Consider the following 15,477-nt stretch of genomic DNA (forward strand, 5'->3'; position numbering starts at 1 on the left):
CCTATGTCTCGGGAGTGCCGAAAAAGGACATTCGACTCACGGACCGCCACGACCCTGCTCAAGCGGCGCCGCCTCCTTGAGGAGCCTGGAATACCCGCGCGTTGGGCAGCTCATCGCTCAGGTCCTGATGTCCAACGGGGCTGTTGGGGCCAGAACCTGGGAGGGGTCCTTCTCGCGATCGACGCTTGGCCTGTGGCGGCGATATGGCTTTGCAAAATGCGATTCGAGACGACGTCCACCAATCGCGATGGCCCAGCACAGCACGAAGTAGGCGACCAGAATGGCGCCGTAAACGAGGTAAGCGGGGCTCCCGCCGCGGGCGATCGTCGTCTGTTCAATGAGGATTTGTGCCGAGCGCAGGAGCTCATTGACACCGAGGACTGCGCCAAGCGAGCTCGCCTGCACCAAACCGGTCACGAGGCTGATGTAAGGCGGCAGGATAACCGGCATGGCTTGAGGCACGACCACCAGAAGAAGCCCCTTCCAGCCGCCAAGCCCGAAAGCCTGAACCGTCTCCCATTGTCCTTTGGGGACCGAGGCGAGGCCCGCACGAATGATATGCGCGCCATTCGCGCCACCCCAGACCGATACGCTGAGCGCGCTCGACCAGAACGGATTCAGCGAGATCCCGATGTTGGGCAGGATGAAGTAGACGAGCAGCACTGTCACCATCAGGGGAATGTCCCGAAGACATTCCACGACGAGGTAGACGGGGCGGCTAAGCCATCGGGACCGAAGCGACAGACCGGCCGCGAAGAGGATCGCGAACAGGGTTCCGCCCAGGATCATCACCAGCGACAGGAGCAGCGTATTGATGAGGCCGTCAAACAGGAAAGACCGAAATTCGAGAAGAAGCATCGACTATCTCCCTGCAAAAGGCCGATTGAGGCGACGCTCCAGTGCGTTCCCCAGACCGGAGAGAGCAAAGACGCAGAGCAGATAGATCACGCAGATGGAGAAAAACATCTCGATGGCGCGAAAATCATAGGCAATGCGATCGACGGCCACGAAGGTCAGTTCCACGAGGCCGATGGCCTGGAGATAGGCGGAGTTCTTGACCGTGGCCACGATGGTGTTCATCGAGGACGGCAGCGCCGCCCGGGCTGCCAATGGGAATACGACGAGCAGCGCATGCTGCCAGCGTTTTAGGCCAAGGGACGCGGACGCGTCGTGCACGCCATGGCTGACGGCCGCAAGTCCTCCTCGGAAGTTCTCGATCTGGAAGGCGCTCGCCCATAGGGTCAGCGCAGCGACGCCCGACCAGAAGACCGACAGGCGCAGCCCGAGGCTCGGCAGCCCATAAAAAATGAAGAAGATCTGCACGAGATACGGCGTACCGCGGATGAACTCGACATAGCCGGTGACGAGATATTCAGCCGGCCTGAAGCCGCTTGTGCGCAGCGCCGCCCCGGCGGCACCGATGATGCAGGAAAGCAGGATGGCGAGGCCGCTGACCATGAGGGTCATTGCGAGCCCCCTCATCAGGTCCGGCAGCGCATCGAGAATATAATTGAAATCCATCACTTTCCGCCCTTGCTGACGATGGTCGGACGAGCATCCGAGGTGCTCATCGGGTGGAGGATCTGGCCTCCACCCGGCCTCGCGCACCCGCTCAGTTCGTGGCCGGCGGATCGGTCTCGAAGGACTTGATCATCTCCTTCGTGACGATCGGGTCGGAGATGTAGTTGGGCACCACCTGCGAGAAGAACTTCTCCTCCTTCATTTTCTTCAGGGCGGCGTTCACGAAGGCCTTGAGCTCAGGCTCGTTCTTGCGGATGCCGACTCCATTGAACCCGAGATCGACCTCCTCCTTGAGGACACGGAAAGTGGGATAGTTGCTGATCAGAGTCGCAATCGTGACCGCATCGCCCACATACCCGTCGGCCCGACCTTGCTGCAGGGCCTGGATGTTGTCTGCATTGGTGTTGAGCTGAACGAACTGGATTCCGGGAATGCGGTCACGCAGCCATTTGAGCTGATTGCCGCCCTTCACGATCAGGATCGACTTGCCCTCAAGGTCGGCAAGCTTCTGGACTGGGCTGTCCTTCGGCACGATGACGTTGCTGCCGCCCCAGTAATAGATGTCGGAGTAATCGATCACCTGCTCGCGCGGCGGGGTCTTGCCGAGGGTCGCGATGATCAGGTCGATCTTGCCGCCGGTCAGGGATGGGATGCGCGCGTCGGTGGCGACGCAGCTCAGCTCCGCCTTGTCCGGGGATCCGAAGGCATAGGTGCCGATCTTCTTCGCCATTTCGACCTCCACGCCGACCGGCCTGCCGTCCGGGCCGGAGGAGCCGAATGGCGGGGAGTCGCACTTGACGCCGATGCGGATGACGCCCGCATCCTTGATCGCCTTCGGCAGGGCTGGAAGATCCTGCGCCGAGGCTCCGGTCGCCTGGAATGCGACGGCGGCGATGAAACCCAATGATGCGATAGGGTAACGAAGCATGCTGGTCTGTCGGTTCATGGATATTTCCCTTTGGATTTTTGGGTCTTGCGGTGCGAACGTTGATCGTCCGTCGATTTGTTGCTGCGGAACTCGGCCGTCCGCGGAAGGGGGATCTCCTAGTGCAGGATCTGGCTCAGGAAGGTTCGGGTGCGGCTTTCCCGAGGGTTGCGGAAGAACTCGTCAGGAGGTGCCGTCTCCACGACCCGGCCCGCATCCATGAAGATCACCCGGTCGGCGATCTGCCGGGCGAAGCCCATTTCGTGCGTGACGCACATCATTGTCATCCCGTCGCTGGCAAGCTGCGCCATTGTGTCCAGAACTTCGCGCACAAGCTCGGGGTCGAGTGCCGAAGTCGGCTCGTCGAACAGCATGATCTTCGGGCTCATGCAGAGCGAGCGTGCAATGGCAGCTCGCTGCTGTTGCCCACCGGACAGCTGGCTCGGATAAGCATTCGCCTTGTCCGGAATGCGCACGCGCTCGAGATAGCGCAGCGCCAGGTCCTCCGCATCCTTCCGCGACACCCCCTTCACCCACCGGGGCGCGAGCGTGCAGTTCTCCAGAACGGTCAGGTGCGGATAAAGGTTGAAGCTCTGAAACACCATGCCGATATCCTGCCGGACACGATCGATGCTGCGCTTGTTCTCCGTGAGCTCAATCCCGTTGACGACGATCCGGCCCTTCTGGTGCTTCTCAAGATGGTTGATACAGCGGATCATCGTGGATTTGCCCGATCCGGATGGGCCGCAGACGACAACCTTCTCGCCTTTCCCCACTGTCAAGCTAATGTCGTGCAGCACCTGCACTGCGCCGAACCATTTGTCGACATTGCTGAATTCGATGCAGACATCCTGGCTGCCGCCGGTTGCATGATTACTGGCCTGTCCCATGTCAGTCTCCCGGGCGTGTTGTCCCAAGTTCACCTTTGTTCAAAGGTCCGCTCTCCGCGCGAGGCGCAGGGCCACAGGTCACCGTTACGCGAACCGGTCGGGCCGGAACGTGGCGAGCAGCGGGCTGGCCTCTCCGGTGACGATTTCCCGGGCCAGCAGTTCGCCCGCGATCAGACCCATCGTGGCGCCGCTGTGGGTGAAAGCTACATAATAACCCGGAACCGCGGTGAGAGCGCCGAGAACCGGTTCGCCATCCTTCGGCACGGGCTTCGGCCCGACCCCATAAGAGTCGATTTCGATCTTCGGATTGTCGGCGAGCACCGCGGAGGCCTCCTCAGCGAGCTTCCGAACGGTCGATTCCCGCACCTCGTAGGTCCCATCCGCATGGCGGACGACCTCATCCTCCGACCAGGCGGAGTCGAACACGATGGCGCCGTCGGGCGTGGGACGCACAGCCACGCGCGGCGTGTTGAGGACAGCCCGCAGACCAGTTTTGAGCGGCTTCGAGCGGACCAGAAGCGAGATCGGGGTTGCGTCCGGAATGACAACGCCGACATCAGCGACCATCTGGGGGACGGCAGCGCCAGCGGCCACCAGAACGGCATCGGCCACAATCCGCTTGCCGCTCGAGGTCGATACCCCGGCTGCTCGCCCTCCTTCGACATCGACGCTGGCCCGGCCGGCTTGCGTGACGATCTCGCCGCCCAGCGTGGCAAACTCGTCGAGCAGTACGCGGATCAGGGACGGCAGGTCCACCCAGCCCTCTCCGGGATTGAAAATCGCGCCCTGACGGGTGATCGCACGCACATCGACGCCCGGCGTCATGGCTGCGACCTGTTCGGGAGCAAGAAGCCGCGCGTCGTAACCGATACTCTGTTCGTGTGTGAACGCCTCGGCGATCCTGTTCGAACTGTCATCGGCATCCCACGTGAGACCTCCATCGAAGCGCAGCCAGGGTCCGGCGGGATAACGGGCCGCCAGAGTGCGGTAGCGATCGATGCCGATCATGCGCAGCTTATGGTATTCGGCGGAGCGGAAACGTGCCGAGTTCAACCAGGCGAGCGAGCGGCCCGAGGCTTCGCTCGATAATCCGCCTTCGGTCACCAACGTCACGCGAGCGCCCAGGCGTGCAAGCTGTACGGCTGAGGACGCCCCGAGAATCCCACCGCCGATGACAGCAACCCGCAAAGACGAGGATGAAGAGTTCACCAGATAGTTCCTTCTGTGGTTGTGCTCGTTGACGGGGCAGCCCGTCAGCCCGGGATAGCGGCAGGTCGACCTGTTGGAAGGTGTTCAGGGACGCTCCCATGTCTCGGAACGCGCCGAGCGGAAGAGAGCGTCGATCACGCGCATGTTCGACACTGCGTCGGCGATTCCCCATTCGAGCGGCTTCTCGCCGAGAACCGCCTGCGAAAAGGCATCGCCCTGCAGGGTGTACTGATTACTGGCGGATATCGTGATGTGGTCCCTGCCGCCGCCGGAGAGATCCCGCCCGTCGTCGACCACGATAGCGGCTTCCATGCCTGCAGGTGCATTGAACGGAATTTGGATTTCGATGCGCCCACGGGTACCTAGGATCTGCACACGCTGGCATGGCACAAGCTGGGTAGCGGAGGTGAACGTCAGCTGCCGACCGCCGGAGAATTCCGCCAAGCCGCTGCTCAAGCGGTCCGTTCCCATCTGGGGATCCCTGTCGAACAGGCCGATTACGCGCTCCGGCTCGGATTCAAACACGAAACGGGCCGTATTGATGGCATAGCAGCCGATATCGTAGAGCCCACCGCCGCCGATATCTGCTTGATTCCGGATGTTGCCCGGATCCGTCAGGAAATAGGAGAAGATCGTCTGGATGGCACGCACCTCTCCCAGACGTCCACTGCGAACGATCTCGCGCACGCGCCGCCATTGCGGATGGAAGCGCACCATGAAGGCTTCACCCACGAGCAAGCCGCTCTTCTTCTGAGCGGCCTCGATCTGCCGTGCCTCCTCGGCATTGAGAGCAATCGGTTTCTCGCATAGGACATGCTTGCCGGCTTCGAGCGCCTTGATGGTCAAAGGTGCATGCAGGTGGTTCGGAAGCGGATTGTAGATCGCGTCGATGTCCGGATCCGCAAGCAGTGCCTCATACGACCCATAGGCCTTGGGAACCCCGAGATCCGCGGCGGCTTCGCTGGCCCGCTCTTTGTCCCGGGATGCAATCGCCACGATGTCCGTGAAACACCCTGCCTTCATGGCCGGAATGACGTGCTTCCTGGCGATTTGGGCGGTGCTCAGCACACCCCACCTGACTTTCTTCGACATGGGTCATGAACCTTTGTAGACGGAGAGCAAACCAAGCGGCGTAGCTGCACGCGAGGCTGAACGAACTGATGCGGCGCTTCCATGACCCGACGTCACGAAGTTGATCCACGCTCATCTGGGTTTCTGTTTCCGGTGAAGCGAGCAAACTGCTAGTATGAGACCGGTCTCAGGCTATGTGAGACCGGTCTCACCTGTCAACAGGGTGCTCTGCTTGACGATTCGATAAATTGCTCCTTAGGTCGGCGTGCATGAACGACAGAACAGCCCAGAAACGATTGGTCACTCTCCAGGATGTCGCCCGTGAGGCGGGTGTCTCCAAAGCTACGGCTGCCAGGGTGTTGGGCAGTTATGGAACGGCCAGTCCGGAGGTGAAGGAAAAGGTTCTTACAGCCGCGCGGGCGTTGGGCTATCAGCCCAACGAACTCGCCCGCAGTATGACGACGGGCCGCTCGCGAACGATCGGCGTGATCGTCGGTGACATCGAGAACCCCTATTTCGGACAGGCTGTCCGCGGCATCAGCGAAGTGGCGAGCGCCGCAGGGTTCGACGTCATTCTGGCTAATTCCGGGGAAAAGGTCGGCAAGGAGCGGGCAGCCGTACAGGTGCTTCTGGGCAAGAGGGTCGACGGCCTGATCATCACCCCTGCATCCATGTCCGATATCCAGCATCTGGAAGGTGTCCAGAGGTCGGGCCGCCCCCTGGTTCTGCTGGACCGCGCCGTTCCAAAGCTCAGAGTCGACAGCGTCATCACGGATGACCAGGCGGCAGCCGCGGCGGCCACCCGCATGCTGATCGAGGCTGGGCATAGGCGGATCGCCTATATCACGGCGACGGCTTCCGATGATCCGATCTACAGGGGACCTCACCAGATCAACCTGACAACCGTGATGGATCGCATCGACGGTTTTCTAGCAGCTTCCGCCGAGGCCGGGATCGAGCGTCCCGAACACTATATCCGCCTGGGAGCAACGCGTCAGGGAGCTTCGGAGAGAATCATCGCCGATCTTCTCTCGATGCCGCGTCGACCGACTGCCATCCTGGCATCGGACAACGTGGTCGGGCTTGAGGTGTTCAAGGTCATCCGCAACCTGGGCTTGTCGATCCCCAGCGATCTTTCACTCATCGCCTTCCACGATGCCGACTGGACCAGCGTAACAAGTCCGCCCATCACTGTGATCTCGCAGCCGGTCTACGATCTTGGCGCCCAAAGCGCGCGGATCCTGATCAAGCGCATCGATGGAGCAACCGGAACGCCGAATCGATTGGTGCTTGCCACGAAGATGATCGAACGGCAGTCGGTCGGCGCACCGCCCGCCGCGCAGGATGGCTTGAAGAAAGCAAAGCCCCGGCCGGTTGCGAAAGCGGCTTCGGGAAAGACTCGTGCCGCAAGCATGAAGCCATGATGTCACGTCGCTGCTCGACACTCACGAAGCCGAGGTATTCATGCTGAACGCCATTCACCATGTTGCGATCATCTGCTCGGATTACGAGCGTTCGAAGCGGTTCTATTCTCAAATTCTAAGTCTCCCGGTCATCCGCGAGATCTGGCGCGCAGAGCGGCAGTCCTGGAAGTGCGATCTTCAAATCGGCTCGGCCCACATTGAGCTCTTCTCGTTTCCTGACCCGCCGCCCCGCCCGTCCCGGCCGGAGGCTCGTGGCCTGCGGCACCTCGCCTTCCGAGTGAAGTCCCTAGAACCGATCATTGCACGTCTGGAGGAATTTGGGATCATCGTTGAGCCGATCCGCATCGACGACCATACACAGCAGCGTTTCACGTTCTTCGCCGACCCCGACGGGCTGCCTCTGGAACTTTATGAAGATAACAATGAGGGTCTATGAACATCGTAACGTCGTGCCATAAAGACGCTAGCCACGCTCGGCTGCTCGACTACACCGGGCAGGAACAGCGGCATCGGTACCGTTCGAGGTGATGCCGGAATGAGCCGCTGATCGGGGGACTACCGCGGGACAGGGGCGAAATGACAAACGTCAGTGCTGCAAGCCCTATTCGAAAACGCCATAGCCTGCGACGGCATGCTTGCGGACGCCGTGGAGGTTCAATTCGACGCCAATTCCCGGTGCATCGGGCAAGGCGATATGCCCATCATGCACGATGGTCCTTCCGGCGTGCGGGACATGGACATAGCTGTCCCACACCTCGCGCTCCTCAAGGGCGTGCCACTCGAGAACGAGGAAGTTCGGCACCGAACCGCAGACATGGCAGGTAGCCATTGTGCCGAGCGGGGTGGACACGAGATGGGGAGCGAAAGGAAGGTAGTAGATCTCCGCGAGATGCGCGATTTTCCGGCTTTCCGAGAGTCCTCCGCACTTGGGAACGTCCGGCATCACCACGTCGGCGCACTGCCCCTGGAGGAGTTCACGAAACCCCCAGCGCAGATAAAGATTCTCACCGACGCAGATCGGCGTCTTGCTGCGCGCACGTATCTGCTTCAGCGCCTCGACATTCTCTGCCGGAATCGGCTCTTCCAGCCAGAGCAAGCCGAAGCGCTCCATCTCGCCGGCGATGCGGCAGGCACTCGGCACGTCGTAGCGCGCGTGAAGGTCGATGCATAAATCGATGTCGGGACCGATTGCATCGCGGACGGCGGCCACGCGCTCCACCATGGAGCGCAGTTCTGCGCCGTTGATCGTGTGATTGGCCGCATCGAACTTCGCCGGGTGCTCAAGATCGTCGATGTCGAACTTCAGGGCCGTGAAGCCCTCTGAAACCATACGCTTCGCCCTGACGGCGCAACCCTCCGGGGATCCTGAGGGGTCGTCTCCGTCGCCGCAATCAGCGTAGAGGCGAATGCGGTCGCGGAACTTGCCGCCGAACATCCGGTACAACGGTTGATCCGCCGCCTTGGCTGCGAGATCCCAAAGCGCCATCTCGATGCCGCTTAGCGCGATCAGGAAGATGCCCGACTGTGCGCCGGAGAAAACGTGCTTCCGCCGGATCTTCTCCCAGCAAGCTTCGACGTTGCGAGGATCCTCGCCAACCAGCTCCGGCTTCAACTCGGAGATCAGGCCCACGATCGCCGCAGCGCCGGCGTCGGGGTTGGCCTCCCCATATCCCGAAATGCCAATGTCGGTATCGATCCTAATCAGCGTCGCCTGACCGTGGTAGGCAACGACTGCCGTCTTGATGTCGGTGATCTTCATCGGTTCTCTCGTCATGCTGGTGGATGGATCTGCCGAACGTCCGCCGCGACCTAACCGGCTTGACGCCCCCTGTTCCAGCGGCGTTGCGGTCGAGGCCCAGCGTCTCTTCCTAAACGGAGAGTCTCGAAGCCGTTGCGGCTTTCAACTTTGCTTTTATTCCGTCCCCTTCTGCCGCCGTCGCCGTCGCCGATCCGCCGGCGAGGTCGGCGTGAATTACTTCCGATGAGAGTCTCGCCAAGCGCGGTACTCCTCGTCGGCATCGGGGTGCAACGGGTAGTACCGCTGCAACGGCGCCCCCTCCATCAGTTTCATTCGTGAGAACACTTCCCACTCATGATGCTTCCGCGATTCTTCTATCACCGCCTTTGCCATGGCGACGGGCACCACGACAGCCCCGTCGTCATCAGCCACAATGATATCGCCGGGCATCACTGTCACGCCACCGCATGCAATGGGAACGTTCACGGCGTTGGGAAAGATACTCGTCTGCACATGGTAGTTGGGCGTCCAGCCGCGCAACCAGAGTGGAAGGTCGAGTTGCTTGACATTGGGCCGGTCGCGCATGCACCCATCGATGACAATTCCTGCCCCGCCTCTCCCCTTGAAATAGGTGCTCATCATGTCGCCGAAGACCCCCGAACTCATGTCGGCGCGCGCATCCACCACGACGACATCGCCTTCCTGGACGTGGTACAGCACGTGCCGGTGCAGTTGCGTTTCCGGATCAGCATATTCGCCCTCCGAGAAGAGGTCGGGTCGCTGGGGCAGGAACTGAAGAGTCAAAGCCGGGCCGACGATCGACTTGCCGGGGTTCTGCGCAATCGGCCCCACGATGTGGGGATTGCGAAACCCCATGTGTCCAAGGGTGCCGGCGACGGTCGCGGCCCCGATTTCCTTGAGCCCCTCAATCACTTCCTTGGCAGGCCGTACGATGTCAGATGTTTGCGTCATTGTCCCCTCGGTCGAATGGATCACCAGTTCGTGACGGATCCGTCGCGGCGCCTGAGATGCGGCGCTTCCCAAAAACGCAGGCTCTGCGCCCGAACCGCAGATTCGTTGACTTCGACGCCCAGCCCGACAAGGTCGCTGACCGGATAATCGGCACCATCGAGGCGCGGCTGCACCGGAAAGAGGTCCGAGTTGTCGAAGCCCAGCTTCGTTTCAGGCGCTCTCGTTTCGAGCCAAGCGAAGTTGGGCACCGCAGCGGCGAGATGCACCGAGGCGGCCGTGCAGACGGGCCCAAGCGGATTGTGGGGCATCAAATCGACATAGTGCGCTTCGCTCCAGCCGGCCACTTTCATCGCCTCGGTGAGCCCACCAACATTGCAGACATCGATCCGGTTAAACTGGTGGATGCCGCGCTCGATATAGGGCAGAAACTGCCACTTGCTGGCAAACTCTTCGCCGACGGCAAAAGGAACGTCCGTCATCGTTCGCAGTGCTTCATAGGCCTCGGGCGTCTCGTCCCGGATCGGCTCCTCCAGAAAATCGAGCACCCCCCGGCCGAGCTTGTTGCAGAAGCTTGCGGCCTCGGCAATCGAGAGGCGGTGATGGTAATCGATGCCGAGGACGACCTCATCGCCCAGTTCCTCACGCGCTCTGTTGAGCATCCTGGCAGACGCACCGATCGACTCGCGCGGCTCGAACATTTCCTTGCTGCTCTGCCCGACCGGGAAGAAGCGGATCGTTTGCCACCCCCGTGCGATCAGTTCGTGGGCACGCTCGATCGCGACATCACCCTCCGCCTCGTCCCCGGTGGAGGCGAAGGTGGGAACACGGTCGCGCTGCTTGCCGCCGAGCAGTTCGTACACCGGCACTCCCAGGGCCTTGCCCTTGATATCGTGCAGAGCGATGTCGATCGCGGAAATCGCGGCCTGCAGCACCCGCCCACCTTCAAAATACTGACTGCGATATGTCTCCTGCCAGATCCTCCCGATCTGCATGGGATCCCGACCGATCAAGAACTCGCGATAATGCTCGATAACGCCGGCGACCGCTCTCTCGCGTCCACTCAGGCCGCTTTCGCCCCATCCGACGACACCCTGATCGGTTTCGACCTTGACGAGCATCTGGTTTCGGATGCCGACCCAGACCGGATAGGGGATGATCCCGGTGATCTTAAGCTTTTCGGTCATCCATGCCCCCAGGTCGCCTCGAATCGAATTGCCTCAATCGACCTTCAGGGCCAGTTCGGTCGCACCATCGAAAAGGTGCATGCGCTCCTGGTCGAACTCGAGCCATATCTGCTCGTCCGGCGCGATGGCGATGTTGGGCGGGACGCTTATGTTGACGACGGCCCCGGACAGCAACGCCTGCACGAACGTCACATCCCCGGTCGGTTCCACGGTGTAGGCCTTGGCCGGGATCGCGTTTGGAGACGCATTCTTGGTCAGTTTGATCGTGGAGTGGCGTGCTCCCAGCACGATCTTCCTGGTGGTCGAGCGCTGCACCTTCCGGGCGTTGAGCGGCGAGAGCGTCATGGACCAGCCTTCCACACCGGTCAACACGGTCTGGCCATCCACCGTCGACGCCTCGAGAGGGATAAGGCTCATGGCTGGACTGCCGATGAAGCTTGCCACGAACACGTTGACCGGATGGGCGAAGACCTGAGCCGGGGAATCGTACTGCTGCAGAAATCCGCCATTCATCACGGCCATCTTGTCGGCCATGGTAACGGCTTCGAGTTGATCGTGGGTCACGTAAATGATCGTTGCCTTGAGGTCCTGGTGAAAGCGCTTGATCTCGGAGCGCATCTGCACGCGCAGTTTGGCGTCGAGATTGGAGAGCGGCTCATCCATAAGGAAGACCGCCGGATCGCGCACGAGCGCCCGACCGAGGGCCACGCGCTGTTGTTGTCCGCCAGACAATTCGCGCGGCTTTCGCTCAAGCAGATGCGTCATGTCGAGCACACGCGCTGCGTCCCTGACCTTCCGATCGATCACGTCGCGAGGAAGGCGGCGCATCTGCAGCGGAAACGCGAGGTTTTTATAGACCGACTTTTGCGGATAGAGCGCGTAGTTCTGGAATACCATCGCAATGTTGCGATCTTTCGGGTCGACGTCGTTGACCACGCGGTCTCCGATCTCGATCTCGCCCGACGTAATCGGAATCAACCCGGCGACGAGATTGAGCGTGGTTGTCTTGCCGCATCCCGAAGGACCGACCAGCGCAACGAACTCACCGTTCTCGACCGTGAGTGACACGTCATTGACGGCCGTGAAGGCGCCATAGGTCTTAACCAGATTCTTCAAGACCACATGGGCCATGAAACCTTTTCTCCTAATGTTTGACAGCGCCTTCGGTGAGGGCGCGGACAAAGTAGCGTTGCAGCAGGAGGAAGAGCACGACGACCGGAAGACTCATCATGAAACTGGCCGCCATGAGGCCTGGGAAGTCAGTCGTGTTCTCAGAGAAGAAGCGTTGTATGCCGACCGGCAGCGTCAATTGCTCGTTCTTGTTGAGGAACGTGTAGGCGAAGATGTACTCGTTCCAAGCACCAATGAAGGAATAGATGGCTGTTGCGACAATTCCCGGCGCGGAAAGCGGCATGACGATCAGAAGGAACGCTTGGAATCGGGTGGCGCCATCGATGCGCGCAGCCTGCTCAAGTTGGTAGGGAATGTTGTCGTAGAAGCCCTTGAGCAGCCAGATCGCAAGCGGGAGGCCAAACGTGAGATACGTTAAAATCAGCGATCCGTGGGTGTTCACAAGGCCGAGAAGCCGCATCAGGATGAAGAGCGGCACAAGGAAGATCACTGCAGGGAACATATTGCGCAGCAGCACCGCGAAGAAGAGGAACTTACGTCCTGGAAACTCGAACCTCGAGAAAGCATAGGCCGCAGGGACGGCGACGATGACCGCGAGCACCGTCGTTGTGGTCGAAACGAAAAGACTGTTCCAGAAGAAGCGCAGAAAGTCCTGGCCGACGCTGTTGTTCGGATCGAGCAGCTTCTCGTAGCTCGCGAGCGTCGGTTCCTCCGGCAACCATTGGGGCGGGAACTGCATGGCTGCGAAGCCGGACTTGATCGATGTCAACAACATCCATGCCATCGGCATTGCCGTGTAGAACAGGATCATCGCGAGGAAGATCCGTCCAATCCAGCGCCAGACGTCGATCGGCTTACCTCTCCTGGACGTGACGATTCCGGGCATCGACATCAGGCAACGCGCTCCTTTTTTTCGCCGCCGCTCAGAGCACGCACATAAAAATAGCCCAGCGCCATCAGAATGAGGAACAAGAGCACTGAATAGGCTGACGCGATGCCCCACCGCTGGCGTCCGAAGGCGAGTTCGTAAATATGGGTGATCCAGATGTGAGACGCATTCGATGGGCCGCCGCCCGTCATGATCCAGGGAATGATGAAGGAGTTGAAGTTCGCTACCGCGAGCAGAAGGATCGTCACGGTAGACACACCCTGAAGATGTGGGAACGTGACGTGCCAGAAACGCTGCCACGCGCTGGCACCGTCGACTTTCGCGGCCCGAAGCAGCTGATCAGGAACGGTCTGCAAGCCAGCCGTCAGCATGATCATCGCAAACGGAAACTCACGCCACACGTTAACCACGATCAGCGACGGCAGAACTGTTCCCACGCTGTCGATGAGATTGGGCGGCCGGCTGGCAAGCCCGAGGCCGACGAGGACGGCGCCGATCGCGCCGAAATCCGAGTGATAGATCCACTTCCAGATATAGGACGCGGCCACCGCACTAATGACCCATGGGATAATAAGGATGGCACGCAGAACACCACGACCGAAAAACTCATTGTTCAGCGCGAGCGCACTCCCTAACCCCAGAACGAAAGCGAACGCGGTCGAGGCAAGCGTCCAGATGAATGTATTAGCGGTGACGCGCCAGAACACGTCGCTTCTCAGGATCAGCGCGTAGTTGTCGAGGCCGACGAACTCCTTATCGCGCAGCTGGAGACTCGGTGGCGTCGCGAAGAAGGACAGCTCCAGGGTGTAGTAGATCGGATAGGCGATGACGATCAGCATCACCACGATCGCGGGCAACACGTAGAGATAGTCGGAGCGACGGGTCCATGCCTGCCGAAAGAAGCCGGAACGCTTCGCATTTGCTTCCAAAGGAGCGTCAACCAGGCCTGCCGCCATGGTCATCGGGGCGCCTCCTGTAAGGGAAACAAACCGGCGGCGAGGGCCGCCGGTTAGGTTGGCGAAGTGGACTAGAGCTTACCGCCGTCCATGATGTTCTTGATCTTCTTGGCTGCGTCTTCGGCGGCCTGATCGACCGTCATCGCGCCCGTGAGCGCATTCTGCAGCATATCGGGCACGACGATGTTCATGATTTCGGGCGTCTCGGGAATCGTCGGGAACGGGACGCCGTAAGGCAGCATCGAGGTCGTGACGTCGAGGAACTTGATGTTGTCCAGGCGCTCTTTCATCCACTTCGTCTTGAAGCCATTCAGGTTACCGGGGTTCGATCCGGCATAAGCCATTTTCAACGACCATTCCGGGCTCGTCCAGAAACAAGCGAGCGCCTTGGCGGCCGGAAGATCCACCTTTCCCCCGTCAACATATTCTGGCTTCAGGATGTGGATGTTCGAGCCGCCGAACACGACCGCCCGCTTGCCGTCCGGACCGGTCGGGATCAGCCCGTAGCGCATGTTGTCGATGACGGTCTGAGCTTTCTGCACGTCGCTGCCGGAAGCCTTTTTCTTCAGATCCAGCATCACGTCGTAGTCGGACGGGTGCGAAATCATCATGCCGAGCTGCCCGGCCAGAAAAAGCGGCTGGTTATCGGCTTGCTGATTGGTCAATGCCGAAACCGGCACGGATTTGTCGCGCACATACATGTCGTACGACGCTTGCAATGCCCGCTTGCTCGCCGGCGTGCCGATCTGGACCTGGGCGTAGGTCGGGCTCTGCGTGGTTTCGTCGAACACGCCGCCGCCGTAACCCCAGAGCTGAGGCAAGAAGCGATAAGGCGTGTTGCCGGCATTCTTGCGGGCGACGAGTCCATAGCCCGCGATCCCGAGCTTGTCGTGGATCTGCTTGGAGTATCTGACGACGTCGTCCCAAGTGGCCGGCGGCCGGTCGGGATCGAGACCGGCCCGCTTGAAGATGTCCGCGTTCCAGATGAACGCCATCGTCTCGTTGTTGGTCGGGATGCCGTACGTCTTGCTCTTCCACATATTCGACTTCATGGCCCCGGGCCAGAAATCCTCCGTTGCGTAGCCGACGTCTTCGGGTTTCAGTTCCTGGAGATATCCTTTGGACGCGAATTCGACGCCGCCCAGAATCTGCAGCCGCACCATCATCGGGCCGGCGTTGCCGAGCAGCGCCGTGCGGAACTTGTCGAGCAAGTCGTTGTAGGTGAGCGCCTGTTCGTTCAGCTCTATGTTGGGGTAAGTCTTTCGGAAGGCCGCAAAGAAGTCTTTATAGTACTGTCGCAAGAGATCAGGGTCGCCCTCAAACACGCCCTGGTACCAGAACGTGAGACGGCCCTTATAGTCGAGTGGCGTGACTTTGTTGCAGTCGGCGGCGGTGTCGAAATCCTTTGTGCCCGCAATCGAACGCACATATTCCGGCGACCACTTGCTCAAGTCGACGGGGGGCGCGCCCAAAACCGGCGACGACATCAGCAACGATGTGAGGGCAGCCGCGGAAACACCGCCGCGAATGGCCCGGCCGAAGTCAAAGGTCGACATCAAGTCCCTCC

The 15,477-nt window shown here is 60.6% G+C and carries 15 protein-coding genes; 2 read left to right on the top strand and 13 right to left on the bottom strand.

Going from position 1 to position 15,477, the window contains the following annotated elements:
* Window positions 1–117 precede the first annotated feature (117 nt).
* The 6 genes from RE429_RS27265 to RE429_RS27290 form a co-directional block, all read right to left on the bottom strand.
* Entirely contained in the window at window positions 118–858 is a 741-nt protein-coding gene (locus RE429_RS27265) for an amino acid ABC transporter permease (protein WP_414474845.1), read from the bottom strand.
* Between the two features lie 3 nt (window positions 859–861).
* Window positions 862–1,521 (bottom strand): amino acid ABC transporter permease, encoded by a 660-nt coding sequence (locus RE429_RS27270; RefSeq protein ID WP_414474846.1) that lies wholly within the window; start codon window positions 1,519–1,521, stop codon window positions 862–864.
* Between the two features lie 91 nt (window positions 1,522–1,612).
* Entirely contained in the window at window positions 1,613–2,467 is an 855-nt protein-coding gene (locus RE429_RS27275) for a transporter substrate-binding domain-containing protein (RefSeq protein WP_414474847.1), read from the bottom strand.
* 98 nt (window positions 2,468–2,565) lie between these two features.
* Window positions 2,566–3,336, bottom strand: a complete 771-nt coding sequence (locus tag RE429_RS27280) for an amino acid ABC transporter ATP-binding protein (RefSeq protein WP_414474848.1) — start codon at window positions 3,334–3,336, stop codon at window positions 2,566–2,568.
* Window positions 3,337–3,420: 84 nt separating this feature from the next.
* Window positions 3,421–4,545, bottom strand: a complete 1,125-nt coding sequence (locus tag RE429_RS27285; protein ID WP_414474849.1) for an NAD(P)/FAD-dependent oxidoreductase — start codon at window positions 4,543–4,545, stop codon at window positions 3,421–3,423.
* Window positions 4,546–4,629: 84 nt separating this feature from the next.
* Window positions 4,630–5,637, bottom strand: a complete 1,008-nt coding sequence (locus RE429_RS27290) for a Gfo/Idh/MocA family protein (protein WP_414474850.1) — start codon at window positions 5,635–5,637, stop codon at window positions 4,630–4,632.
* A gap of 248 nt (window positions 5,638–5,885) precedes the next feature.
* Between RE429_RS27290 and RE429_RS27295 the strand changes: the two genes are divergently transcribed.
* Window positions 5,886–7,040 carry a LacI family DNA-binding transcriptional regulator gene (locus tag RE429_RS27295; RefSeq protein ID WP_414474851.1) on the top strand — a complete coding sequence of 385 codons (1,155 nt, stop codon included), beginning with the start codon at window positions 5,886–5,888 and terminating at the stop codon, window positions 7,038–7,040.
* A gap of 40 nt (window positions 7,041–7,080) precedes the next feature.
* The gene (locus RE429_RS27300) at window positions 7,081–7,476 is read left to right on the top strand and encodes a VOC family protein (protein ID WP_414474852.1); all 396 of its coding nucleotides are present in this window, start codon (window positions 7,081–7,083) and stop codon (window positions 7,474–7,476) included.
* Window positions 7,477–7,641: 165 nt separating this feature from the next.
* On the opposite strand, the gene RE429_RS27305 is transcribed toward RE429_RS27300, so the two are convergent.
* The 7 genes from RE429_RS27305 to RE429_RS27335 all read right to left on the bottom strand — a co-directional run bounded on the left by RE429_RS27305 (window position 7,642) and on the right by RE429_RS27335 (window position 15,466).
* Entirely contained in the window at window positions 7,642–8,799 is a 1,158-nt protein-coding gene (locus RE429_RS27305) for a mandelate racemase/muconate lactonizing enzyme family protein (protein WP_414474853.1), read from the bottom strand.
* Window positions 8,800–9,012: 213 nt separating this feature from the next.
* A complete protein-coding gene (locus RE429_RS27310) occupies window positions 9,013–9,750 on the bottom strand; it encodes a ribonuclease activity regulator RraA (protein ID WP_414474854.1) in 738 nt (245 codons plus the stop codon).
* Between the two features lie 20 nt (window positions 9,751–9,770).
* Window positions 9,771–10,934: a mandelate racemase/muconate lactonizing enzyme family protein gene (locus tag RE429_RS27315; RefSeq protein ID WP_414474855.1), complete on the bottom strand. Its 1,164-nt coding sequence runs from the start codon at window positions 10,932–10,934 to the stop codon at window positions 9,771–9,773.
* A 33-nt stretch (window positions 10,935–10,967) separates the two neighbouring features.
* Window positions 10,968–12,065, bottom strand: a complete 1,098-nt coding sequence (locus RE429_RS27320; RefSeq protein WP_414474856.1) for an ABC transporter ATP-binding protein — start codon at window positions 12,063–12,065, stop codon at window positions 10,968–10,970.
* 13 nt (window positions 12,066–12,078) lie between these two features.
* Window positions 12,079–12,951, bottom strand: a complete 873-nt coding sequence (locus RE429_RS27325) for a carbohydrate ABC transporter permease (RefSeq protein WP_414474857.1) — start codon at window positions 12,949–12,951, stop codon at window positions 12,079–12,081.
* Window positions 12,952–12,956: 5 nt separating this feature from the next.
* Window positions 12,957–13,916 carry a carbohydrate ABC transporter permease gene (locus RE429_RS27330; RefSeq protein WP_414474858.1) on the bottom strand — a complete coding sequence of 320 codons (960 nt, stop codon included), beginning with the start codon at window positions 13,914–13,916 and terminating at the stop codon, window positions 12,957–12,959.
* A 65-nt stretch (window positions 13,917–13,981) separates the two neighbouring features.
* Window positions 13,982–15,466, bottom strand: coding sequence for an ABC transporter substrate-binding protein (locus RE429_RS27335; protein ID WP_414474859.1), 1,485 nt, complete (start codon window positions 15,464–15,466; stop codon window positions 13,982–13,984).
* Window positions 15,467–15,477: the final 11 nt, after the last annotated feature.

This window comes from Microvirga sp. M2 (assembly GCF_047497095.1).
Taxonomy (GTDB): Bacteria; Pseudomonadota; Alphaproteobacteria; order Rhizobiales; family Beijerinckiaceae; genus Microvirga.

Coding starts and splice junctions, on each gene's coding strand:
- RE429_RS27290 (WP_414474850.1), bottom strand. CDS start 5,637: ATGTCGAAGAAAGTCAGGTGGGGTGTGCTGAGCACCGCCCAAATCGCC.
- RE429_RS27280 (WP_414474848.1), bottom strand. CDS start 3,336: ATGGGACAGGCCAGTAATCATGCAACCGGCGGCAGCCAGGATGTCTGC.
- RE429_RS27300 (WP_414474852.1), top strand. CDS start 7,081: ATGCTGAACGCCATTCACCATGTTGCGATCATCTGCTCGGATTACGAG.
- RE429_RS27270 (WP_414474846.1), bottom strand. CDS start 1,521: ATGGATTTCAATTATATTCTCGATGCGCTGCCGGACCTGATGAGGGGG.
- RE429_RS27325 (WP_414474857.1), bottom strand. CDS start 12,951: ATGCCCGGAATCGTCACGTCCAGGAGAGGTAAGCCGATCGACGTCTGG.
- RE429_RS27265 (WP_414474845.1), bottom strand. CDS start 858: ATGCTTCTTCTCGAATTTCGGTCTTTCCTGTTTGACGGCCTCATCAAT.
- RE429_RS27335 (WP_414474859.1), bottom strand. CDS start 15,466: ATGTCGACCTTTGACTTCGGCCGGGCCATTCGCGGCGGTGTTTCCGCG.
- RE429_RS27295 (WP_414474851.1), top strand. CDS start 5,886: ATGAACGACAGAACAGCCCAGAAACGATTGGTCACTCTCCAGGATGTC.
- RE429_RS27320 (WP_414474856.1), bottom strand. CDS start 12,065: ATGGCCCATGTGGTCTTGAAGAATCTGGTTAAGACCTATGGCGCCTTC.
- RE429_RS27305 (WP_414474853.1), bottom strand. CDS start 8,799: ATGAAGATCACCGACATCAAGACGGCAGTCGTTGCCTACCACGGTCAG.
- RE429_RS27315 (WP_414474855.1), bottom strand. CDS start 10,934: ATGACCGAAAAGCTTAAGATCACCGGGATCATCCCCTATCCGGTCTGG.
- RE429_RS27330 (WP_414474858.1), bottom strand. CDS start 13,916: ATGACCATGGCGGCAGGCCTGGTTGACGCTCCTTTGGAAGCAAATGCG.
- RE429_RS27275 (WP_414474847.1), bottom strand. CDS start 2,467: ATGAACCGACAGACCAGCATGCTTCGTTACCCTATCGCATCATTGGGT.
- RE429_RS27310 (WP_414474854.1), bottom strand. CDS start 9,750: ATGACGCAAACATCTGACATCGTACGGCCTGCCAAGGAAGTGATTGAG.